12 protein-coding genes are annotated in these 24,250 nt (G+C 44.6%); all 12 read left to right on the forward strand.

Going from position 1 to position 24,250, the window contains the following annotated elements; translation table 11 throughout:
• The first annotated feature begins 90 nt into the window (after window positions 1-90).
• Entirely contained in the window at window positions 91-1,143 is a 1,053-nt protein-coding gene (locus AC1RM2_RS26935; protein ID WP_492988201.1) for an efflux RND transporter periplasmic adaptor subunit, read from the forward strand.
• Between the two features lie 4 nt (window positions 1,144-1,147).
• Window positions 1,148-4,204, forward strand: a complete 3,057-nt coding sequence (locus AC1RM2_RS26940; protein WP_492988202.1) for an efflux RND transporter permease subunit — start codon at window positions 1,148-1,150, stop codon at window positions 4,202-4,204.
• Window positions 4,205-4,520: 316 nt separating this feature from the next.
• Window positions 4,521-4,673 (forward strand): NrtR DNA-binding winged helix domain-containing protein, encoded by a 153-nt coding sequence (locus tag AC1RM2_RS26945; protein WP_492988203.1) that lies wholly within the window; start codon window positions 4,521-4,523, stop codon window positions 4,671-4,673.
• Window positions 4,674-5,612: 939 nt separating this feature from the next.
• A complete protein-coding gene (locus tag AC1RM2_RS26950; protein WP_492988204.1) occupies window positions 5,613-7,265 on the forward strand; it encodes a glycoside hydrolase family 28 protein in 1,653 nt (550 codons plus the stop codon).
• The gene (locus AC1RM2_RS26955) at window positions 7,265-7,678 is read left to right on the forward strand and encodes a pectinesterase family protein (RefSeq protein WP_492988205.1); all 414 of its coding nucleotides are present in this window, start codon (window positions 7,265-7,267) and stop codon (window positions 7,676-7,678) included. Before AC1RM2_RS26950 ends, AC1RM2_RS26955 begins: the two co-directional genes overlap by 1 nt.
• A gap of 6 nt (window positions 7,679-7,684) precedes the next feature.
• Window positions 7,685-9,601, forward strand: coding sequence for a glycoside hydrolase family 88 protein (locus AC1RM2_RS26960; RefSeq protein WP_492988206.1), 1,917 nt, complete (start codon window positions 7,685-7,687; stop codon window positions 9,599-9,601).
• Window positions 9,602-9,856: 255 nt separating this feature from the next.
• Window positions 9,857-10,129 carry a hypothetical protein gene (locus AC1RM2_RS26965; RefSeq protein ID WP_492988207.1) on the forward strand — a complete coding sequence of 91 codons (273 nt, stop codon included), beginning with the start codon at window positions 9,857-9,859 and terminating at the stop codon, window positions 10,127-10,129.
• A 5-nt stretch (window positions 10,130-10,134) separates the two neighbouring features.
• Window positions 10,135-11,691 (forward strand): MGH1-like glycoside hydrolase domain-containing protein, encoded by a 1,557-nt coding sequence (locus AC1RM2_RS26970; RefSeq protein ID WP_492988208.1) that lies wholly within the window; start codon window positions 10,135-10,137, stop codon window positions 11,689-11,691.
• A gap of 216 nt (window positions 11,692-11,907) precedes the next feature.
• Entirely contained in the window at window positions 11,908-14,673 is a 2,766-nt protein-coding gene (locus AC1RM2_RS26975; protein ID WP_492988209.1) for an alpha-d-galacturonidase, read from the forward strand.
• Between the two features lie 8 nt (window positions 14,674-14,681).
• Window positions 14,682-17,576, forward strand: coding sequence for a glycoside hydrolase family 95 protein (locus AC1RM2_RS26980; RefSeq protein WP_492988210.1), 2,895 nt, complete (start codon window positions 14,682-14,684; stop codon window positions 17,574-17,576).
• Window positions 17,577-17,581: 5 nt separating this feature from the next.
• Window positions 17,582-21,163, forward strand: a complete 3,582-nt coding sequence (locus tag AC1RM2_RS26985) for a malectin domain-containing carbohydrate-binding protein (RefSeq protein ID WP_492988211.1) — start codon at window positions 17,582-17,584, stop codon at window positions 21,161-21,163.
• A gap of 24 nt (window positions 21,164-21,187) precedes the next feature.
• Window positions 21,188-23,953 (forward strand): family 78 glycoside hydrolase catalytic domain, encoded by a 2,766-nt coding sequence (locus AC1RM2_RS26990; protein ID WP_492988212.1) that lies wholly within the window; start codon window positions 21,188-21,190, stop codon window positions 23,951-23,953.
• Window positions 23,954-24,250: the final 297 nt, after the last annotated feature.

Here is a 24,250-nt window from a genome sequence, read left to right on the forward strand (position 1 = left end):
AAGATCATGATCGCTTCATCTCCCTTAAAAAATAATTATTACGATGAAAAACCCCGAAGGGCTCTTGAATACCTTAAAAAAAATACAATCATGAAAAAAATACAATTATTCAGCATTACCATGGCAGCCTTAGCCTTGATGGCTTCCTGCAAAGCAAAACACCAGGAAGGTAATCCAATAGGAGAACCGGATATCATACCGGTTAAAATCGCCCCGGTGTCTACCTTAGGCGTGCCCGATCAGGTCACCGCCACAGGCCTGGTCAGTACCGAGGATGAAGCCAAATATGCTTTTAAGATAGGCGGCGTGATCAGCCGTATCCTGGTACAGGAAGGCCAGTTCTTTAAACAGGGACAATTGCTGGCTACACTCAATTCTACTGAAATTTCAGCGGGTTTAGCTCAATCCAGTTTGGGGGTAGAAAAGGCACAGCGTGACTATAGCCGGGCACTGAATCTTTACAAAGACAGCGTTTATACCTTAGAACAATTACAGAATACTAAAACAGCTTTAGATGTAGCTAAAAAAGCAAGAGAAGCAACCGCCTTTAACGAGCGCTATTCTAAAATATATGCCGCATCTGACGGTTTTGTAAGCAAGAAAATAGCTAACGAAGGCGAGGTTATTGCCGAAGGGATGCCGGTACTGCTGACCAACTCGACCGAACAGCGAAACAGTTATTCACTTAAAGTGGGTGTGACCGACCGTGAATGGGCCATCATCAAGCCCGGACAAACAGCCAAAGTAACGCTCGACGGTTATGCGGGTCAAACCTTTGATGCCACCGTGTTCCGCAAGTCGCAGGCGGCTGACCGTGAATTGGGCTCGTTCCAGATAGAACTCAAACTGCAATTAAACGGCGTAAAACCCGCGGTCGGCATGTTTGGCAAAGCGGAGATAGCTACCCATCAGAATGAAAGCGTAATGGTCATTCCCTATGCATCGCTGGTAGAGGCCGACGGCAACAAAGGTTTCGTGTTTACTACTATCGGCACAACCAGGGTAAAAAGAGTACCGGTTACGATCCTGAAGTTTGATAACGAAAATGTATACCTCAAGGATAAACCGAAAGGTATAGACCAGATCGTAGTCTCCAACAGCGCCTACCTCAACGAACAATCTTTCATTAAAATTATCAAGTAAGGCCATGAAGATTACCAATTTTGCAGTCAAGAACTATCAGTTCACGCTGATCATATTCCTTTTGGTAGCAGTTGTCGGCGTGCTTACGCTGTTTACCATGCCCCGTTCGGAAGACCCGACCACACATGCGCCGCAATATATCATTACGGTTATTTACCCGGGTACCAGTCCCAAGGATATGGAAGAACAGGTGGTAAAACCCATCGAAAATAAAATCTATGGACTGGAAAATATTGAAAAGATCCTCACCACAGTAGAAGATGGTGTAGCGGTTATCCAGCCTAAATTCAAATACGGTGTGGATGTAGACAATAAATACCAGGAAATATCCACCGAGATCAATGCTTTAAAAAACAGTGAACTTCCGAAAGATATCTACCTGATCAAAACAGAAAAGGTATCCTCATCAGACGTAAAAGTTTTACAGGTTGCTCTCGTGTCAGATAACGCTTCAGGTAAATTGCTGCGGGATAAAGCAGACATCCTTAAAACGCAATTAGAAAAGATCACCAATCTGAAAGAGGTGAAATACTTCGGTATGCCCGAGCAGGAGATCCGCATAGATATGCAGCTGGATAAGCTGGCTCAATTGAAAATACCACTTAATGTGGTCATCGGCAGTTTGCAAAGCGAAGCGGCGGATATCCCCGGAGGGAGTGTTAACCTGGATAGCAAGGTGTTTAACGTAAAAACCAGCGGCAAATTTAAAAACGTTGAAGATGTGGCCAATACGGTGATCTACAATGCCAATGGCAAGATCATTTATCTGAAAGATGTGGCAGACGTGAGCTACAAGGATGGCATCGTCGACCATATTACCCGTGTGAACGGGCATCGTTGTATCCTGGTTACGGCGGCCATGAAGGACAACGTGAACATAGCCAGCGTTCAGAAAGAATATTTACCGGTATTGGAGGAATTTGGCAAAACCCTGCCGGAGAACATCCGCATGGTCAAAAACTTCGACCAGGCCAATATGGTATCCGAACGTTTAGGCCATCTTGGCTTTGACTTTGGGCTGGCTATTCTGCTGGTGGTAGTAACCCTTCTTCCTTTAGGCTTCAGGGCATCGCTTATCGTGATGATCTCCATCCCGCTTTCCTTAGCCCTGGGACTCATTGCCTTAAACATGTTAGGCTATTCTTTAAACCAGTTGAGTATTGTTGGCCTGGTGGTGGCGTTAGGACTACTGGTGGATGACAGTATTGTGGTGGTAGAAAATATTGAACGCTGGCTCAGGGAAGGGCATTCGCGTTGGGATGCCATATTCAAAGGAACGCAACAGATTGGTGTTGCAGTTATTGGTTGTACCGCAACGCTGGTTATCGCGTTTTTGCCACTGGCATTCTTACCCGATATAGCCGGTGAATTTATCCGTAGCCTGCCCATGGCCGTCATGACCAGCGTACTGGCATCCATGATCGTAGCATTGACACTGGTTCCTTTCCTGGGTAGCCGGATGTTAAAAACGCATACACATGGCGAGGGCAACTTCTTTTTAAAACACCTGCAAAGGTTTCTGACCAGGTCTTACAGCCGCGTTATGCCGCTTGCTCTAAAATGGCCCAAAGCCACTATCAGCATATCATTGGCGCTAAGCGGGCTTGCCTTTTTCCTGTTCACACAAACCGGGTTTAAGCTTTTTCCAACGTCGGAAAAACCGATGTTCCTGATCAATATTAAACTGCCCCTACAGGCAGATATTCCGGAAAGTAACCGGGTGACCAAACTAGTAGAAGGTGAATTGAAGAAACACAAAGAGATTGTTTTTTATACCTCTAATGTAGGTAAAGGAAATCCGCAAATTTATTACAACGTGCACCAGCAGGATGTAAAGCCCGACTTTGCCCAGGTATTCGTTCAATTGGGCGAAGAGGCAAGTCCCGGTGAAAAAACGGAACTGATCAAACGACTGCGAAAGAAGTTCAGCGACTTCCCATATGCCAGGATCGAAATCAAAGATTTTGAACAGGGAACACCTATAGAAGCGAATATTGTAGTAAGAGTATTTGGTGAGAACCAGGATACCTTACGGTCCCTTTCATTTAAAGTGGAAGAGATCCTGAGGAAACATCCGGGCACTTTCTTCGTCAACAACGAACTCAATACCTATAAGTCGGATGTTAAAATCAAGATTGATAAAGAAAAGGCCCGTACTTTGGGCGTCCTGACCAGTGATGTAGACAAAGTGGTCCGCCTGGCAGTCGCCGGGTTAACGGTAGGGGATTACATTGATGACCGGGGCGATTCGCGCAACGTGGTGATCACCATGCCCAGGGACAAGTTTTCCAGTTTAAATGCGCTAAAAAAACTTTATGTCAACAATGTGCAGGGCACCCCGGTACTGGTAGACCAGATCGCTACGATCACCTTTGAAACCTCGCCTACGGCGATTAACCATTTCAATAAATCCCGGTTTGCCAAGGTTACGTCGCTTACGAAAGAGCATGTACTGGCCAATGACATTTTGAAAGACGTTGTTCCGCAATTGAATAAATTAAAGATGCCGCAGGGCTATTATTACAAGCTTTCCGGCGAGGCAGAGTCAGAAGGTGATACACTGGGCGGCAACTTCCTTTCCGTAATTATATTGAGCACCTTTCTTTTTATCGGGGTCCTGCTGCTGCAGTTTAAGACCTTTAAAGGGATCATTATTGTATTGTCGATCATTCCTTTAGGTATCCTTGGCGGGGTGGTATTACTACTGATGACAGGCAACCCGATGTCACTTGTCTCTATTATCGGATTCATCGGCTTATCAGGTATACAGGTTAAAAATTCGCTGTTGCTGGTAGATTTTACTAACCAGTTACGGCTCGAAGGCTATAGTATTGATGAGGCCATCAACATGGCAGGCGAAACCCGCTTTCTGCCGGTAGTGCTTACATCCATAACAGCCATCTGCGGTTTGCTTCCCATTGCGCTTAACCCCAACCCGCTTATCGCGCCTTTAGCCATTGTATTGATTGGTGGGCTGATCAGTTCTACTATACTATCGAGGATCGTGACGCCGGTTATGTATAAATTAATACCGCCACATTTGGAAAGTGATGAGGAGTAGGCTTAGCTAATTCATTTTAAGGTGGATAAAGTAAATGTAAAAGCCTCCTGAAATTTTTAGGGAGGCTTTTACATTTACTTCGGTACTACCGAACTATTTTGAGCTCCTGAGGCTGGCGTTTTTTCGAACCAATTCATTGAAAAATTGGGAAGATCTTTTGTAACACCCCTTTGTGGTGATCCATTTCCTTTGGAATCTTTCACCAGTACAATTCGTCAAATATGAAGGAACCGATAATGGATGCCGGGAATATTTAGTTGATCCTCAAAAATCTGTAAATTGTAAGTTTTGCAACCAATAGCTAGATATACATGCATTGTATGAAACCATTTTAGATAAACAACTGGACAGCCGCAATTTCACTAAAAAGCTGCTCAGCACCGGGATAATAAAAAAACTGGATGAGCAAAAGAAAATGAGGGGCATCGCTACCCGTTTCTTTATATGTTTGACAAAGACAAATATGTAAATGCACTTAAAGAAATGACCGTATTGGTGGTTTGATTATTTCCAATCCCTCCGCAATTTTATAAAAAAAGCATCAAGTGTAGCATACCTGGATATTACGGTAGGCTTGACCAAACTATTCCACGTGCTTTAGAGCGTCGAGTTGTGTTGATAGAAAGGAAAATCGTAATTAACATTAAAGAAGTTGACATAGTCAAAGGGTACTGGAAAGGTCTGTCTGAAATTTTCGGAATGAAGTGGTCAATGGCTTCGGAATATCCAGTAAGTCCATGATTTGTTGGTAATTAAGCAATATTTAAGTATATTTGAAAGCGATTTACAAAGAGAAAAAAAGGGTGAGCGATTCGTGTAGTTAAACACATCATCTAATTGAAATCGTTATATGTCAGGTATTTATAGCGGTAGGTTCGAATCTCTCCCTTACCGCTGAGACGATCTTCAAAACATATTAAAAGCCTGTAAATCAATCAATTTACGGGCTTTTTGTTTTTAGGGCAAACCTATTAGTGATGCGTTAACTTTTTAAATTCGATTTCAATTCACTGATTTATAACAATTTATATGCTCTCTTTGATTTGAATTGCCCTTTAGCTTAGCACTTTTTAAAGGTTATGAATTCAGGGAAATACGTTTTTGCTCAACTTTTGCATTTCCTCGACAGGTACGAATTTGATAAATGTGTTTCGATGCTGCAAAGTAAAATTAACAACAAATAGTTTCAAATATCAGTAATTATTTACATCAATCACATATCACTTGTTTTGCGGGTAATGTAAAACGGCGCAATCGTTTCCGGGAACGATTGCACTGTTTTAATTGGCTATATTCTTTTTTTTATAATTATTAGCCACTAATCTTGTTTAGAAAATTATGTGGGATATAGTAAAGAGCCGGTCCCTGATAATACCCCTGCCAATTATAATATGTTATAAATCAACGTATGCTATTAAAAGCGTCATTTACTATTGCAGCCTTGTTTGCAGCAAGTTTATTAACAGTATCTGCACAGGTGCCCGGGTACTCGTGGCAGCATTTACCAACCGTAAACAAACCTGTATTTAAAAAGGATACGGTAAGTATTTTAAGTTACGGCGCAAATCCCGATGGAATAACGCTGAACACAGTCAGCATCAATAAAGCCATAAAAACATGCAGCGCCAAAGGGGGAGGTGTAGTACTCATTCCCCAGGGATTGTGGCTTACCGGACCAATTATTTTGCAAAACAATGTGAACCTTTATGTAAGCCGGGCTGCGTTGCTGCAGTTTACAGATGATAAAAGCCAGTATAAATTAATTGAAGGCAATTATGAAGGGCACGCGGCAGTCCGCAATGAATCGCCTATCTCTGGCACTAACCTCAGTAATATAGCCATTACCGGCGAAGGTATTATCGACGGACACGGAGAGGCCTGGCGTGCCATCGGCAAAGATAGGCTTACGGAGGTTGAATGGAAAAAACTGGTTGCATCCCACGGTGTTGTAAGCGAAAACGGAGAATCCTGGTATCCCTCAGAAAGTTACATGAATGGTATTAAAACAACTGGCGCCGGATTATTGGGACAGGGCAAAACCATTGAGGATAGCAAGGCGCTGAAGGATTTCTTCCGGCCAAATATGCTGGTACTTACCAATTGCAAAAATGTGTTGTTAAGGGGCGTTACATTGCAGAATTCACCGGCGTGGGATATTCATACCTTGTTGTGCGAGGATCTTACGGTGCAAAATGTATGCGTAAGAAATTTATGGAACGCGCAGAACGGCGATGGGATAGATGTAGAATCATGTAGAAATGTACTGATCGAGGGCAGCACCTTTGATGCCGGCGACGATGGTATCTGCATAAAATCAGGCAGGGATGAGGAAGGCCGTAAGCGGAGTAAGCCCACCGAAAATATTATTGTGCGCAACAACGTTGTTTACCGCGCACATGGTGGCTTTGTTATCGGTAGTGAAATGTCTGGCGGGGCGCGCAACATTTTTGTGTCTGATTGTACATTTATTGGTACCGATATTGGTCTTAGGTTTAAAACCACCCGCGGCCGTGGCGGGGTGGTCGAAAATATTTTTATCAAAAATATCAGCATGAGGGATATTGTTAACGAGGCTATCCTTTTTGATATGTACTACGGCGGCAAATCGCCCGGCGAATCTGATACTGTTAAAACCGACGTCGCTTTTCCTGTAACAGAAGCTACCCCGGCATTCCGTAATTTTTATGTTAATAATGTGGCCTGTAACGGTGCCGAAAAGGCGCTCATGATTCGCGGGTTGCCCGAGATGAGTATAAAGGGTATACATATCGAAAACAGCACTTTTAAAACAAACAACGGGATAGATATTATCGAGGCGCAGGATATCAGCATAAAAAATGTGCGGCTTGAAAGTAAAAACAGCAACCCGCTGGTAAATATTCAAAACGGAAACGGTATTACCCTCGATGGCATAACGGTTAATTATGCCGAACTATTGCTTAAAATAGCGGGCAAAAGATCGGCACAGGTACGTTTATTAAATACCGATACATCAAGGGCCAAAAGCAAAGCTGAGTTTGACCACGGTTCCGAAAGTAACTCACTCATAACAGTAGAGTAATGAGAAGATTGCAGTTGTTGATAATAGCCCTCATGATGCCTGGAATGTTGTTGGCGCAATCTATTACCTATCCAACACATTTTACGGTGGCGCAGTATGGCAGTGGTAATTATAAAACCATACAGGAGGCTATAAACGCTGTGCGCGATCTGTCGCAGCAGCAGGTTTCCATCTTTATAAAAAAAGGCACCTATCATGAAAAGCTGGTGATCTCCTCATGGAAAACTAAAATAACTTTAATTGGCGAGGGTAAAGACCAAACCATTATCACCAACAGCGATTTTTCTGACAAGGCAAACCCAAAAGGACGGGCGGCATGGTCGCACCAAATAACTGATGTGGAGATAAAAAAATATACGTTAAAAAATATCCTGGCCGATAACGATAATTGGGATGTTTCAGCCATAAAATAATTAAAAATGAAGAAGACATTTTTACTGCTCAGCATTTTATTGCAATGCTTATTGCTCCAGGCTCAACAACAGCAACCCTGGTCGCAGCGTATGGCGGCTACGGCTATGCATTTATGGAAGGATTCCTTGCCGGGCAGTAACTGGTCTTATGATCAGGGCATAGTTTTGCAGGGCCTGCAAAGTGTTTGGCAGCAAAGCGCCAATGGCGAATGTTTTAACTATATACAACGCGCTGCGGATAGATACGTAACTGCCGATGGCATAATCCGCACCTACAAGACCGATGATCAAACCCTTGATAATATATTAACCGGGCGTAGCCTGATCATGCTTTACAGGGTTTTAAATAACCCAAAGTATTATAAGGCCGCTACCTTGCTGCGTAAGCAGATCACTACGCAGCCTCGCGTACCCGAAGGTGGTTTCTGGCATAAAAAGCGCTATCCAAACCAAATGTGGCTCGATGGCTTGTACATGGCCGAACCTTTTTATGCTGAATATGCTACCGCGTTTCATCAGGAAAATGATTTTGATGATATAGCCAGTCAGTTCATCCTGATGGAAAAAAAGGCCCGGGATCCTAAAACCGGATTGCTGTATCATGCCTGGGATCAAAGTAAAAAGGAACGCTGGGCAAACCCGCAAACGGGTCTCTCGGCAAGTTTATGGGCCCGCGCTGATGGCTGGTACGTTATGGGGCTGGTAGATGTGCTTGATCAGCTACCTGCCAATCATCCTAAACGCGCCGAACTGTTAGCTATTTTAAACCGATTCTCGGCGGCTATAACCGCTTGCCAGGATAAGAACACCGGTTTGTGGTATCAGGTACTGGATAAAGGCGCGCAAATGGGTAATTACCTCGAGGCATCGGCTTCCTGTATGTTTGTTTATGCTTTGGCTAAAAGTGTAAGGGAAGGTTATCTGTCGCAAAAATATTTACAGCCGGCACAAAAAGCATATCAGGGTATTATCAGGCAATTTATTGAAACAGATGCTAACGGACAGGTAAATATAAAGGGCATCTGCGGTGCTGTTGGCTTAGGCGGCCAACCCTACCGGGATGGCAGCTATGATTATTATACCAGCGTGAAAACTATCACCAATGAGCCAAAGGGCGTTGGCGCTTTTATGCTGGCCAGTGTGGAGATGGAACGATTGGTAAATTTAAAGGCAGGCAAGGGTAAAATAGCTTTACTCGACAGTTATTTTAATAACGAGCATCGACAGGATATCACCAATAAAACCATTCCCTTTCACTACAAATGGGAAGAGTGGGATAACAACGGCTTCTCGTTTTTAGGGCAGATTTTTAATAGCTACGGCTTCACAACCGCAACCCTTAATACCGAACCAACTGCTACAAACCTGCAAAAGGCTGCTGTTTATATTATTGTTGACCCCGATATCCCGAAGGAAAACCCCGATGCTGAATATATCCTTGCCACACATATTAAAGCCATAAGTAACTGGGTTAAAAACGGTGGCGTTCTGCTGGTATTAAACAACGATACAGGTAATGCAGAGTTCGCGCATCTTAATAAACTGATGGCAAAATTTGGTATAGGCTTTAATGAAAACAGTGTTAATCATGTAGCCGGTCGTGAATTTGAGCAGGGGGCAATAAATATAGCCTCAGATAATACCTTATTTAAAACTGCCCAAAAGGCCTATATAAAAGAACTCAGCACGCTCAAGATAAACGCCCCTGCAATTGCCCGGTTGAGTAATAAAAACGATGTGATAGTCGCTACGGTCCGTTATGGTAAAGGTGCCGTATTTGCAGTTGGCGACCCCTGGTTTTATAATGAATATGTGGATGGCCGTAAGCTGCCGCCGCAGTTTGAAAATTTTAGCGCTGCAAACGACCTGGTGCGCTGGGTGCTGCAGCAAATAGCTGTTAAACAAAAATCGATCAACAAATAATACCCCTGATAGTTATATAATTTTATCAAAATGTAACCTAAAAAGAATAAATAACAAGGAACTTGAATTACCCGATGAGCAATTGTTCAGTCTGCCGAAAAAGAGCTGTAATTTGGTGCTGGTGTACTGTTAAGGGGCTTACCCGATTATACCCGGGCGATAATGTGCTGGTTGCGCTTGCCGATCTCCCGGCAGGCGAAGTGGTGAACTATAAAAGAGATTAACCTGAATGCCATAAACGGCGCCTTTCAATACATGGCCCATGGCGCCCGGTATGTGCTGGTTGGTTTGCAGCGGGGCGATATGGTGGTTAGTCACCCCGAGTTTCATAAGCGCGAGGCTACACTCGTGAGCAGCCGCAACGCTACCCGGCAGGATTTTGAGCACGTAATACAAACCATGAAAAGCTGGCAGGTTGATCTCAAAACCTGTATTAGCCACAGGGTAAAGTTTGATGAGGTAAAAGATCAATTTGAGAGCTGGTTAAACCCAGCTAATGGTGTAATTAAAACGATAGTTGAAGTATAAGCACAATGAAGAGAATTATTATATCCGGGTTAACAGCAGTTTTGTTTGTATTTATAGCAACAGCTATCCGTGCGCAGCAAAAGAATATCTTAAGTTATGATAAACTGAAAGCCTATGTCAACTACTTTAACTCCATTGATACCGAAACAGTAAAAAACTACGTGACCAATGACCATGCCTATGACTGGCTCACGAAAAATGTACCCTTGTTCGAATGCCCCGATTCGGCCATCCAAAAAATATATTATTACCGCTGGTGGACGTTCCGTAAACACCTGAAGCAAACACCCGATGGCTTTATTTTTACAGAATTTATAACACCGGTAAGTTTTACAGGCGTTTACAATAGCTCGAGCAGTGCGCTTGGTCACCAGGTTTATGAGGGCAGGTGGCTGCACGATCCTCAATATATAAACGACTATATCAAATTCTGGCTCTATGTCGATCCAAAGCAAAAGAAGCCTCATTTGCACGCCTTCAGCAGTTGGATTGATGATGCCGTTTATAACTATTACCTGGTTAACCTCAATAAAAATTTTGTAGCGCAGGTAATACCTGCCTTAAATACCGATTACAGCCAATGGGAAACCGAAAAGCAACTACCCTCAAAACTGTTCTGGCAGTTTGATGTAAGGGATGCCATGGAAGAATCCATTAGCGGCTCACGGAAAATAAAGAATAAGAGACCTACCATTAACAGTTATATGTATGGTAACGCTGTGGCGCTATCAAAAATGGCATCACTGCTTGGCATCGATTCGTTGAAGAGTAAGTACAGCCAAAAAGCTATCGAACTTAGAAAACTGGTACAGGATAGTTTATGGAACGATTCGGCTTCATTTTTTGAGGCACGCAGACCCAACGGGAGCTTGGCCGGCGCCCGTGAGGAATTGGGATTTATCCCCTGGTATTTTAAGCTGCCCGATGATAAACTCACTTTTGCCAAACAATGGGATCAGCTAACTGATGATAGAGGTTTTAATGCTCCATGGGGTATTACCACGGCCGAAAGGCGCCACCCGTTGTTCCGCACACATGGTACCGGGCATGGTTGTGAGTGGGATGGGGCAGTTTGGCCATTTGCTACTACCCAAACCCTAAAAGGACTGGCAAATTTGCTTACCAATTATCAAAACAAAGGCAGCATGACCCCGGCTGTTTTCTATAACGAACTGCATAAATATGCCTTATCGCACATAAAGCGGGGAGTGCCGTATCTTGGTGAGTACCACGACGAAAAAAACGGCTATTGGCTTAAAGGCGATAACCCACGCAGCAGCTATTATAATCACTCCGGTTTTTGTGACCTGGTGATCAATGACCTGGTTGGCTTAAAGCCCCGTGCCGATAATATGCTGGAGATTTTTCCGCTTATCCCTCAAAATCAATGGAAATGGTTTGCATTGGATAATGTACTTTATCATGGTCATCGCATTGGTATCCTATGGGATAAAACCGGCACCAGGTACCATAAAGGCAGAGGTTTTATTATTTATGCCGATGGTAAAATAATTATGCGCAGTACACAGCTTAAGCATGTATTGGTAAGGATGCCTGTTTAATTAGTAACATACGTTCTCTCTTTCCTGGATTGCAAAGGCTGCAATGATGATAATATCGTACAGTAGCTGGGAAAAATATCAGATGAAACTACCATACTATACTGATATTTTTGAATGTTATACAACCAATTAAGTTCAACCTTAATACCATCTTAACATAACCAGCTATACCAAGTCGGCCCCCTGAAATGGCTTTGTGGCAAATGATGTAAAAACATGAAAATGAAAATAACCCATAGCTACGTTACGCTTCTTATACTCTTATTCAGCTCTTTTCATTCCTCATTAAAGGCTCAGGACCCTGGCAAAAAAATAACCATTGTGCTGCCCGTAAAACATCACGAACGGTTAGATTATGGCGCTCAAAAACTAAAGTCGGCCTTGCAACAGTCCGGTTATGTAGTCATCATAAAGCAAAATACTAAAGCGGTGGCCGGTAATGCCATTTTCGTTGGTCTTTTGCAGGATCCTGTTATCAAAGGAGTAATGATAAAGCAACATCTCAATATGCTGAAATTTCCGGGTAAAGAAGGCTTTATAATTAATGGCATCAATAATACGACTATCATAGCAGGCGCGGATAATTCCGGTACTTTATATGGTTGCCTGGAGTTGGCTGGCAGGGTAAAAATAGCACATGGTTTGCCCCCTAAATTGGCAATAACCGATCAACCCGAAATGGTTTTACGCGGTGCTTGTGTTGGTGTTCAAAAACCTGCATTATTGCCCGGTCGCGGTACTTACGAATATCCTTATACGCCTGAGAATTTCCCCTGGTTTTATGATAAAGCACTTTGGCTGCGTTACCTGGATTCTTTGGCCGAAAACAGGATGAACTCTTTATACCTGTGGAATGGTCATCCCTTTGCTTCTTTGGTTAAAGTAAAGGAATATCCCTATGCTGTTGAGGTGGATGATGCTACTTTTAAAAAGAATGAGGAGATCTATCGTTTCCTGGCAAGTGAGGCCGATAAACGCGGCATCTGGCTGATCCAGGGTTTTTATAACATCATCGTATCCAAACCCTTCGCCGATAAAAATAACCTTAAAACACAGGACAGAAACCGCCATATAGTACCCGTGATTGCCGATTATACCCGCAAATCAATAGCGGCCTTTGTACAAAAATATCCGAATGTGGGGTTGTTAATCACGCTTGGCGAAGCGATGGAAGGGGTTGGGCAGGATGATATCGATTGGTTCACCAAAACTATTATTCCAGGCGTACAGGATGGCTTGAAAGCATTGGGCCGTACCGATGAACCGCCAATTGTATTGCGTGCGCATGATAGCGATGCGCCATCGGTGATGAAATACGCAAAACCATTATATAAAAACCTGTATACCATGGCTAAGTATAATGGCGAGGCGCTTACCACCTATGAACCGCATGGGCCATGGGCCGATCTGCACCGTACCTTAAGTCGCATTGGTACCGTGCAGATAGAGAATGTTCATATCATGGCCAACCTGGAACCTTTCCGCTATGGCTCGCCGGATTTTATACAAAAATGCGTGTTAGCCATGCACAATGTTTACGGAGCAAATGGCTTACACTTATACCCACAGGCATCTTACTGGGACTGGCCTTATACAGCCGATAACACAGGTGGCCAACGGTTATTGCAACTGGATCGCGATTGGATCTGGTACAAGGCATGGGCACGCTATGCCTGGGATAGCCATCGCAGCAGGGGAGTCGAGATAAATTATTGGGCCAAACAGTTGGCCGCTAAATATGGCTGTAATGAAACCCAGGGCAAGGATATTTTAGCAGCTTATGAGCAATCGGGCGAGATAGCCCCGGAATTGCTCAGGCGCTTTGGTATTACCGACGGCAACCGGCAAACCATGACATTAGGCATGCTGATGAGCCAGTTGGTTAATCCCGAAAAATATGGTTTGTTCACATTACTTTATAACTCTGAAGGGCCGGTTGGCGAAATGATGAGTGAGTACGCCGAAAAGGAATGGAAGCACCAGCCGCATATCGGCGAGACACCTGTGAAAGTGATTGATAGTGTAATAACGCAGGGCCGTAAAGCTGTTGAAGCTATTGATCGTGCATCGGCACAAATAACAAAAGATAAGGCTGAATTCGGCAGGTTAAAAAATGATATGTATTGTTATAATGCGTTAGCAAACAGTTATGCCTATAAAGCAAAAGCGGCATTATGGGCGCTTCGGTATAAATATTCGGATAACATTGCCGACCTGGAAAAGGCCTTGCCTGAATTACAAACCAGCCTGGATTATTTCAAACAGCTGGTTAATCTTACCAAAGATACTTACCTGTATGCCAATAGCATGCAAACCAAACAGCGTAAAATTCCTGTTGGCGGCAATGATGCCAAAATGAAAACCTGGGTAGAACTGTTGCCTGTTTACCAAAAAGAACTGGATAACTTTAAACATAACATCGACTCGTTGAAATCGCCGCAGGTAGCGGCAAAAAAAGCTGATAAGGTAAGCCTGACCAACGCGCAGGCAGTGATTAAAACAGGTGGTATCGCATTTTACAAGTTGAGTAACGGTGAGCAGGTATTTGCTGATACTGCGGTAGTTGTTAAAAATGCGGCTCCTGAGCTCGTAAACCTGCAGGCTTTACAATTACTGAAAGCAGATCAGCTTAAAAATGGTACTGAGCTAAGTTTTACCAACGCCAAACCTGTTAAGGTGCTGGTGGGCTTTTTTAATGAGAAAGACCCTAAATACCTGCCGGAACCACAACTGGAAACAGATGCCAGCGCTAACGATTATGGCCAGGCAGATGTAAAGATTGCCAATGCCATACAGGTAGAAGGCCTGCCCCCGGTTAATGTACATACCTACTCGTTTAAAGCAGGTATCAACATGCTTACGCTGGGTAAAGGTGCCTGTTTAATTTTAGGTATTGTTAATGATGACGCTTATATCCCGGTTTACGATGCCGGATTGAGCAATGCCGGTAACATTAAAGATTTACGCTGGTTATTTAACTAAACGGTGCTATGAAGAACTCCACACTGCCCGTCTTAAAATATCTATTTATCGCAATTACGCTTGTGCTTGCTACGCATTTAGCCCGGGCCCAATCAGACCTTAAACTCTGGTACAGGCAGCCTGCACAAAAATGGACAGACGCCTTACCCATTGGCAACGGTCGTTTAGGTGCAATGATATTTAGTGGAGTGGATGAAGACAGAATCCAGTTTAATGAGCAAACATTATGGACGGGAGGCCCGCGCGCCTATGAGCGGAATGGCGCCGTAAAATACCTGCAACCTATTCGCCAGCTTTTGTTTGATGGCAAACAGGCCGAAGCCGAAGCACTTGCCGAAAAGTATTTCATGGGAGTGAAAAGTAATGAAATCACGTATGCTGCCGATTCGGCCCGTTGGGTTAAAATGATGCAGAATATAAATGGGATTCAAGGGGTAGATTTTCATGATGACACATGGAAATCCATTACCTTGCCAACCGTACAGGGCTGGGAAACAACCCACGGTTTTGAGGGGCTTGACGGGGCGGTCTGGTTCAGAACAACATTTGAGTTACCTGCCAGCTGGAAGGGCAAAAACCTGGTGCTTAGTTTGGGTCGCATCCGCGATTGGGATGTTACTTATATCAATGGCACCCAGATAGGCACAACCACCGGAACCGCTTATCGTAAATATATCATCCCGGCAAAAGAGCTGCATACAGGAACAAATTTATTAGCCATACAGGTATTAAATTTTAATGATAAAGGTGGATTAACGAGCGCGGCAAAAGAAATGCTGATCTATCCCGAAGGCGTTGAAGTTGCTACCATCAAAGGCGGGATAACCAGCAGCGAGATGACAACCGCAGTTGATAAAAAAGGTAGTATTATAGAACCAATAAAATTAAGCGGAAACTGGAAATACCGGATTCAGGATGATAATCCGCCAGCTTATCCTCGCTATAATGCCGATTATCAGCCTTTTGGCGATCTGTACCTGCAATTCCCTAAGCAAACAATAAGTGAATACAAACGCGACCTTGATATCACAAATGCCACAGCGCATGTTACCTATAAGGCTAATGGAATAAACTACACCCGCGAGTACCTGGCAAGCGCCCCCGATCAGGTAATAACCATTCACTTAACTGCCGATAAGCCCGGCAGCATTACGGTAAAAGCCCTGATGAAAAGTCTGCATAAAAATTTTATTATCCGCAGGGTTGACGATCATACCCTGGCGTTATCGTTAAAGGTACATGACGGGGTATTACGCGGGGTAAGTTACCTGCATGTGAAGGCCACCAGCGGCAAAGTGCTGGTAACAGCAAACAATATTAAAGTTACCGGTGCCAATGAGGCTACGTTTTATTTAACAGCGGCAACAAATTTCAAAAATTATCATGATGTATCAGGCAATCCCGGAGCTATCTGCGCAAAGCAAATAGCGGCCATAGCTCATAAAGGCTACCCGGTTATAAAGGCGGATCATATAAAAGATTACCAAAAATACTTCCAAACATTCTCCATTGATCTTGGTAAAGGCGTCAATGCTGATTTGCCTACAGATGAGCGGATCCTGAAGTTCAGGGATACACCCGACCCATCGTTTATCACACTGTACACGCAATATGGCAGGTATTTGCTGATATCGTCCTCGCGTGCTGGCAATGGTCCGGCCAATTTGCAGGGCTTATGGAATGATCTGCTTACGCCGCCATGGGGCAGTAAATTTACCACCAACATCAATTTACAGATGAACTATTGGCCTGCTGAGGTGTTGAACCTTTCGGCCTGCAGCGAACCGTTTTTCAGTATAGTTGATGACCTGGCTAAAACAGGTAAGCAAACGGCAAAAGAACATTACGGTGCACCCGGCTGGGTGCTGCACCATAATACCGACCTGTGGCGGGGCACTGCTCCGGTAAATGCATCAAATCATGGTATTTGGGTAAGCGGTGGTGCATGGCTTTGTCACCAGTTATGGGAGCATTATTTGTATACTAAGGATAAAAGTTTTTTACAGAACCGCGCTTACCCCGAAATGAAGGGGGCGGCGGAGTTTTTTGTGCACTTTTTAGTGAAAGATCCTAAGACCGGTTACCTTATCAGCAGCCCCTCCAATTCGCCTGAGCATGGCGGATTGGTAGCGGGACCTGCTATGGATCACCAGATCATCCGCGATTTATTTAAAAATTGCATAGCAGCGTCAGCCGTTTTAGGAATTGACAAGGATTTTGCCGATACACTAAAAGCAAAATACGATCAGATAGCTCCCAACAGGATTGGTAAATACGGTCAACTGCAGGAATGGATGGAAGATAAGGACGATACTGCCGATACCCACCGGCATGTATCGCACATGTGGGGTGTGTTCCCCGGTACAGATATCACCTGGAAAACTCCGGATTTGATGCATGCAGCCGAAAAATCTATGCTATACCGTGGTGATGAAGGAACCGGGTGGAGTATAGCCTGGAAGGTAAATATATGGGCCAGGATGAAGCAGGGCGATCATGCTTACCTCATGTTCACCAAATTGCTTTCTCCTGCTGATGTAAGCTCTGGTAAAGAAAAAGGCGGTGTTTACCACAACCTGTTTGACGCGCATCCGCCTTTCCAGATTGATGGAAATTTTGGCGGAGCTGCCGGCTTAGCCGAAATGTTGCTGCAAAGCCAGGGCGATGATATTGAGTTGCTGCCAGCGCTGCCGGCTGCTTTGGCGCAGGGAAGTATAAAAGGCATTTGCGCCCGTGGTGGTTTTGAATTGAACTTTAACTGGCAAAAAGGGAAGCTGCAGGGGGGACAAGTGCTATCAAAAATGGGCGGGGTTTGTCGGTTGCGTTATCATGATAAAACCATCGGCATCAATACGCAAAAAGGTGAGTCGTACCAATTTAACGCTGATTTGAAACAGCTATAAGAAGCATGCAGGTAAACAATGGTCATATTAAAAAACAACTTCCCGGGCTCAACCATCAACCGGTTTTAATCCTTTTTATATGCCTGGTGTTTACTTTTTTGATAAGCCCGGCATTTGCGCAAAATAACACCAGGCAGGAGATTTTGTTAAACGCCGGTTGGCATACCATAGCCGATGATAATAACGTAAAGGCTTATCCGGGCTTTGAACAGGCCGGCTTTAAAGATCAAGACTGGAAAACTGTAAACGTACCACACAATTGGGATGAATATGAAGGTTATCGCCGTTTAAAACATGGCAACAGGCATGGGTATGCCTGGTACCGCAAAATATTCGCTCTGCCTGCAAAGCAGCAAAATAAGCGCTACTTTTTATGGTTCGAGGGTGTGGGTTCTTATGCTACTGTTTGGCTTAATGGCAGGCCGGTGGGCTATCATGCAGGTGGGCGTACTTCGTTTACATTGGATGTTACTGATGCAATAAAAACAGGAAGTAAAAATCTACTCTGTATTCGTGCAGATCATCCGGCCTTTATAAAAGATCTGCCCTGGGTTTGTGGCGGCTGTTCGGACGATCCGGGTTTTTCGGAAGGGTCGCAGCCTATGGGTATTTTCAGGCCGGTGCATTTGATTGTGACCAGCGCGGCGCGTATTGAGCCTTTTGGCGTACACATTTGGAATGATACCACCGTCTCCGAAAAATCAGCCACGCTTAACCTCGAAACAGAAGTAAAAAATTACAGTAAGCAGTCATCTTCCATTCGTGTCAGCAATAAACTGGTTGATGCTACAGGAAAAGTGGTTGCAGAAGTTAACACTTCAAAGGGAGTTAAACCAGGAGAAACTGTTATAGTACAGCAATTGCTTAAAGATATAGCCGGTGTACATTTATGGTCTTTACAAAATCCGTATTTATACAATTTAATTACCCGGGTTTGGCAAAATGGCAAGCTCGCCGATCAAACAAACACTCCCTATGGAATTCGCTGGATAAGCTGGCCACCTGGGCGTAATGATGGCGATAATCGTTTTTATTTGAATGGTAAACCGGTGTTTATCAATGGTATTGCTGAGTATGAACACCTGATGGGCAAGAGCCAGGCTTTTACCGCCGAAGAAATTAAAGCAAGAGTGATGCAGGTAAGAGCCGCAGGTTTTAATGCTTTCAGGGATGCGCACCAGCCGCATAATCTGGCATATCAAACATATTGGGATAAGCTTGGTATTCTTTGGTGGCCGCAATATTCGGCGCATATCTGGTTTGATACACCAGAGTTTAGGGCTAGTTATAAGGCCCTGTTGGTTGATTGGATTAAAGAGCGCCGTAACAGCCCCTCAGTTATTTTGTGGGGTTTGCAGAATGAAAGTAAACTACCCGCTGACTTTGCCCGTGAATGCGGCGAAATCATCCGCAAGCTTGATCCTACAACATCATCGCAGCGCAAAATAACCACCTGTAACGGCGGCCAGGGCACCGATTGGGATGTTCCGCAAAACTGGACAGGCACCTACGGCGGCAACCCTTTAACCTATGGCGAAGACCTTAAAAAACAGGTCCTCGTGGGCGAATATGGTGCCTGGCGAAGCCTTGGTTTGCATACCGAAGGTCCTTTTAATCAGAATGGTTCGCTTAGCGAGGACCGTATGACACAATTGATGGAGACTAAAGTTCGCCTGGCCGATTCTGTAAAAGACCAGGTTGCGGGGCATTTTCAATGGTTGTTGTACTCACATGAAAATCCGGGTCGCACCCAAGGTGGCGAAGGCCAGCGGGAGTTGGACAGGGTAGGGCCGGTTAACTATAAGGGCTTATTTACACCCTGGGGGCAGCCAGCCGATGCATTTTATATGTACCGGGCCAATTATGCACCAAAAGATAAAGAGCCGATGGTTTACATTGTATCCCATACATGGCCCGACCGCTGGTTGGCAGCGGGTAAAAAAGATAGTATTACAGTTTACTCCAATTGTGATGAGGTTGAATTGTTTAACGATGTACAGCATATTTCGTTGGGCAAAAAGAAAAAAGGCGGGATAGGTACTCATTTTCAATGGGATGGCGTGGATATAAGATATAACGTTTTGTACACGGTTGGCTATGTAAATGGCAAAGCCGTTGCACATGACCAGGTTATACTTAATCATTTACCTGCTGCCCCGCATTTAAGTACGGATAGGTCAGCAAATTCAGCGTTACTTAAACCCGCAGCGGGTTACAATTACCTGTATCGCTTAAATTGCGGAGGTCCCGATTATAAAGACAGCTTTGGTAATTTATGGATGGCAGATAGGCATCAACATAATAAAAATCAACCCGGCTCAATATCATGGACGGACGATTATTCGGATATGCCTGCCTTTTTTGCCAGCCAGCAACGTACGTTTGATAATATTGACAGAACAAATGATAGTCCATTGTTTCAAACATTCAGGTATGGGATGGATAAATTGCAGTTTAACTTCTCGGTAGCTGATGGCGATTACCGCATTGAATTATATTTTACTGAACCATGGTATGGCACAGGCGGCGGAATGGACTGCACCGGGTGGCGTTTATTTGATGTAGCTGTTAATGGTGAAACAAAGATCAAAAACCTGGATATCTGGAAAGAAGCGGGCTATGCCTGCGCACTAAAGAAAACAATTACCGCCCACATCACAAGCGGTAAAATAAGCATAAGCTTCCCCAATGTACTGGCTGGGGAAGCTATCATATCTGCAGTGGCTATCAGTACTTTAAATGGCAAGGTACATGCAGTGCCAAACAACAGTGGCATAATAACACATTTAAAATCAGCCGGTGGGTGGACGCTGCAAAGCTGGATGGATGTGGGCCAAAAGCAATATGTGAACACTGATATCAGCTTCAGTAACCTGCCGCCTGTGCTTTTTGGGGCTGATTGGATTTGTGCCGATCTTTCTGATAATAAGCAGTTTGCCTCGTTTAATGTAACTGCCGATGCAGATGTATTTGTGGCGATGGATACTGCCCCTTCACAAAGGCCCGAATGGTTAAGCGATTATGAAGTTACCGGTTTGTATATAGAAAATGATGCCAATGGCGGGCATAAGCTCCCGGTATACCGCAAAAGATTTAAAAAGGATGGTATGGTGCAATTAGGTGCGAACAACGGAAAATACATGCACACCGCAGCTGTTTTGCCGGTAACTACACTTGAACCAGCAACCGATCTGCGTAAAACCATAAGCTACAAAGCTGAAATCGCTGATATACAGGGCGATGGCATAATCAGGGATACCTTGGCCGGTAAAAAAGTGATCCGGTTTGAAAAGGAAGAGGGCGGCGTGGCATCATTCGCTATTACCCCCGGTGTGGCTGATTTGTATGCTTTGCGCATAAAGTATTACAACTCAACCGATAAGGTCTTTACTGCAAAAATGAAGCTGCTTGCTGCCGATGGAACGGTGATGAAAGAGGAGAATTTAAACTTTAAACCCGTAGCCAAAAACAAGTCGGGAATGGTGGCTACCACAACGGGGACGAGTATTAACGCGGGCAATTATAAACTGGTAATCAGGGGTGAAAAATGTGCAGGTTTATATATATCCGGGATAGAAATGCAGTAGAAAAATTGAGAAAAATATAGAAAAATGCTAAAAAAGATCATTTTGTTTTTGCTGTTGGTATTACCATTGGGATTATTCGCCCAGGAACTAAAAGTGGCAGGTCTGCAATGCGATTACAAACAAAATCCGCAAGGGATTGAGTCGGTATCGCCGGGGCTAAGCTGGCAGTTGAAAAGCAGTAAAGTCAACACTATCCAAACGGCTTACCGGGTATTGGTGTCGGATGACCCGCAGAAGCTGGACGATGATAAGGGCAACATCTGGGACTCAAAAAAAGTGAACTCGCCGGCATCTTTGCAGGTGGCTTACAAAGGCAGCCAACTCCAACCAGCCAAAACTTATTATTGGAAAGTAATGGTTTGGGATAACCATCAACAGCAATCAGCCTGGAGTGGTACCGCCAGCTGGCAAATGGGATTGTTAACTAAGGCCGATTGGCAAGGAGCCGGCTGGATAGCCTACGATAAACTGCCCGATACTTCGGTTATTGTTCCGTTTTATCATGGTAAAGGACCAAAAAAGTTAGGGATAGCCAATGATGTGCTGCCATTGCTGCGTAAAACGTTCAATGTGGGCAATCAGCTTAAAAGAGCTACACTTTATATTTGCGGGCTGGGCCATTTCGACCTGAGTTTGAACGGTAAAAAAGTAGGCGATCATTTCCTTGACCCCGGCTGGACAAAATATGACAAGCAGGCCCTATATGTACCATTTGATATTACGAATAATTTAAAAGCCGGTAAAAATACAATCGGGGTAATGTTGGGTAACGGGTTTTATTATATACCCCGCGATAAACGCTACCGTAAACTTACCGGTGGATATGGCTACCCCAAAATGATCTGCCGTTTGGTTATGGAGTACCAGGATGGGAGGGTAGATAACCTTGTAAGCGACACCACCTGGAAAACCGCCCCCGGCCCGGTAACCTTCAGCAGTATTTATGGCGGCGAGGACTATAATGCCAACCTGGAGCAAACCGGATGGAACACCAATAGCTTTAATGATAAAACCTGGCATAAGGTTATACAGGTTGATGGCCCGCCGATGTTAAACGCCCAGACGGCCGACCCGCTGAAAGTAATGCAGGAGTTTATCCCCAAAAACAAAACACAATTAAACACAGGGGCCTGGATCTATGACTTTGGGCAAAACTTTTCGGGCATCCCGAAAATTACGGTTAAAGGTAAAAAAGGAGATACGGTAAAGATAATTCCCGCCGAGCTGGTTAATGCTGATGGCAGTGCGAATCAAAAAGGATCGGGCGGGCCGCATTATTATAATTACATTTTAAAAGGTGATGGTGCCGAAACCTGGCAGCCGCAGTTTACCTATTATGGTTTCAGGTATTTACAGCTGGTGGGCGCGGTTCCGCAAAATGAGACTAATGCCAAACAGCAGCCGGTTATTGTCGCTATAAAAGGCCTGCATACGCGCAACGCCGCTGCTACGGTTGGCGGTTTTGCCTGTTCAAATGAGCTGTTCAATAAAACCTTTAGGCTGATAGACTGGGCCATGAAGAGCAACATGGCCAGTGTGTTTACCGATTGCCCGCACCGCGAAAAACTTGGCTGGCTGGAAGAAGCACATTTGGTGGGCAGTTCCCTGCATTATAACTATGATTTAGTTGGGCTGGCGCGTAAATGCATCAACGATATGCGGATCTCCCAAACAGAAGATGGTTTGGTGCCCGAAATATCGCCTGAATATGTAAAGTTTGATGAGCCGTTCCGCGACTCGCCCGAATGGGGCAGCAATGCAGTTATCCTACCCTGGTATGTGTATCAATGGTACGGCGACAAAAATGTGCTGGCCCAAAATTACGACATGATAAAACGCTACCTAACTTACCTGGGTAAAAAAGCAGATGATCATATTTTAACCCAGGGCTTAGGCGATTGGTACGACCTGGGACCCAATCCACCTGGCGTATCGCAGTTAACCCCAAAGGGCATCACAGCCACAGCCTTATACTATTACGACCTGGATATCGCGGCAAAAATTGCAACCTTACTGGGGAAAAGCGAAGACGCTGTAACCTACAATAAATTAGCCGGACAGGTAAAGCAATCTTACAATAAAAAATTCTTTAATGCCGAAACCAAGCAATATGGTACCGGCAGCCAGGCGGCAAATGCCATTTCTGTTTATACCGGTTTGGTTGAGCCGCAATACAAAACCGCTGTGGTGAACAATATAGTAAAGGATATCCGCAGTAGGGGTAACAGCCTTACCGCCGGTGATATTGGTTACCGCTACCTGCTGAGGGTACTGGATGATGAAGGCCGGTCTGACGTAATATTTGATATGAATAGCCGTGCTGATGTGCCGGGTTATGGGTATCAGTTAGCGCATGGTGCAACGGCGCTCACGGAATCATGGGCAGCGTTGCCATCGGTATCAAACAACCATTTTATGCTGGGCCATTTAATGGAGTGGTTTTACAGCGGATTGGCAGGCATCCGCCCGGCAGATGATGCCATCGCCTTTAAAAAAATAGAGATCAGGCCCGAAGTTGTAGGCGATGTAACCTGGGCCAAGGCAAACTACCAATCGCCCTACGGCACCATTTCAAGCAGTTGGAAAAAGGAGGCAGCTAAATTTGAGCTGAGCGCAAGTATTCCGGCTAATACAACGGCCATCATTTATTTGCCGGCAGCTAAAACGGCTATGATTATGTCAGGAGGGGTGGATATCAGGAACAGGAAAGACATGGAGTTTATGGGATACAAAAACGGTAAGGCATTGGTTAAGGTGGGCTCGGGTGGTTATTTGTTCGTGGTTAGGTGAAGGGGGGCATGTTGAGTTATGAAGTTTGGGGAAAGGAATGACGTATACAGCATGGCGGCGACGACTCACCCCGACGAGGCTCCGCCCGTCTGCCCCTCTCTCCGACTGCGTCGCATAGAGGGGCAAAAAAACAAAAATTGAGCTTCACCCTCTTTGCGGCGCAGCCGGAGAGAGGGTCGGCCAGCGCAGCGTAGCCGGGGTGAGTCGTTGCCAGTATACTGAGACAATTGCTTGGTTTATACCAACCACGTCATTGCGAGTATCCATCAGGTAAAATCTGAAAAAAATCGTTATGAC

The sequence above is a fragment of the Mucilaginibacter sp. GW822-FHT03E02 genome, assembly GCF_058801545.1.

What these genes read in the sequence shown, in the direction of transcription:
- AC1RM2_RS26935 (WP_492988201.1), top strand. Translation starts at nt 91, where the DNA reads ATGAAAAAAATACAATTATTCAGCATTACCATGGCAGCCTTAGCCTTG.
- AC1RM2_RS26940 (WP_492988202.1), top strand. Translation starts at nt 1,148, where the DNA reads ATGAAGATTACCAATTTTGCAGTCAAGAACTATCAGTTCACGCTGATC.
- AC1RM2_RS26950 (WP_492988204.1), top strand. Translation starts at nt 5,613, where the DNA reads ATGCTATTAAAAGCGTCATTTACTATTGCAGCCTTGTTTGCAGCAAGT.
- AC1RM2_RS26955 (WP_492988205.1), top strand. Translation starts at nt 7,265, where the DNA reads ATGAGAAGATTGCAGTTGTTGATAATAGCCCTCATGATGCCTGGAATG.
- AC1RM2_RS26960 (WP_492988206.1), top strand. Translation starts at nt 7,685, where the DNA reads ATGAAGAAGACATTTTTACTGCTCAGCATTTTATTGCAATGCTTATTG.
- AC1RM2_RS26965 (WP_492988207.1), top strand. Translation starts at nt 9,857, where the DNA reads ATGGCCCATGGCGCCCGGTATGTGCTGGTTGGTTTGCAGCGGGGCGAT.
- AC1RM2_RS26970 (WP_492988208.1), top strand. Translation starts at nt 10,135, where the DNA reads ATGAAGAGAATTATTATATCCGGGTTAACAGCAGTTTTGTTTGTATTT.
- AC1RM2_RS26975 (WP_492988209.1), top strand. Translation starts at nt 11,908, where the DNA reads ATGAAAATGAAAATAACCCATAGCTACGTTACGCTTCTTATACTCTTA.
- AC1RM2_RS26980 (WP_492988210.1), top strand. Translation starts at nt 14,682, where the DNA reads ATGAAGAACTCCACACTGCCCGTCTTAAAATATCTATTTATCGCAATT.
- AC1RM2_RS26985 (WP_492988211.1), top strand. Translation starts at nt 17,582, where the DNA reads ATGCAGGTAAACAATGGTCATATTAAAAAACAACTTCCCGGGCTCAAC.
- AC1RM2_RS26990 (WP_492988212.1), top strand. Translation starts at nt 21,188, where the DNA reads ATGCTAAAAAAGATCATTTTGTTTTTGCTGTTGGTATTACCATTGGGA.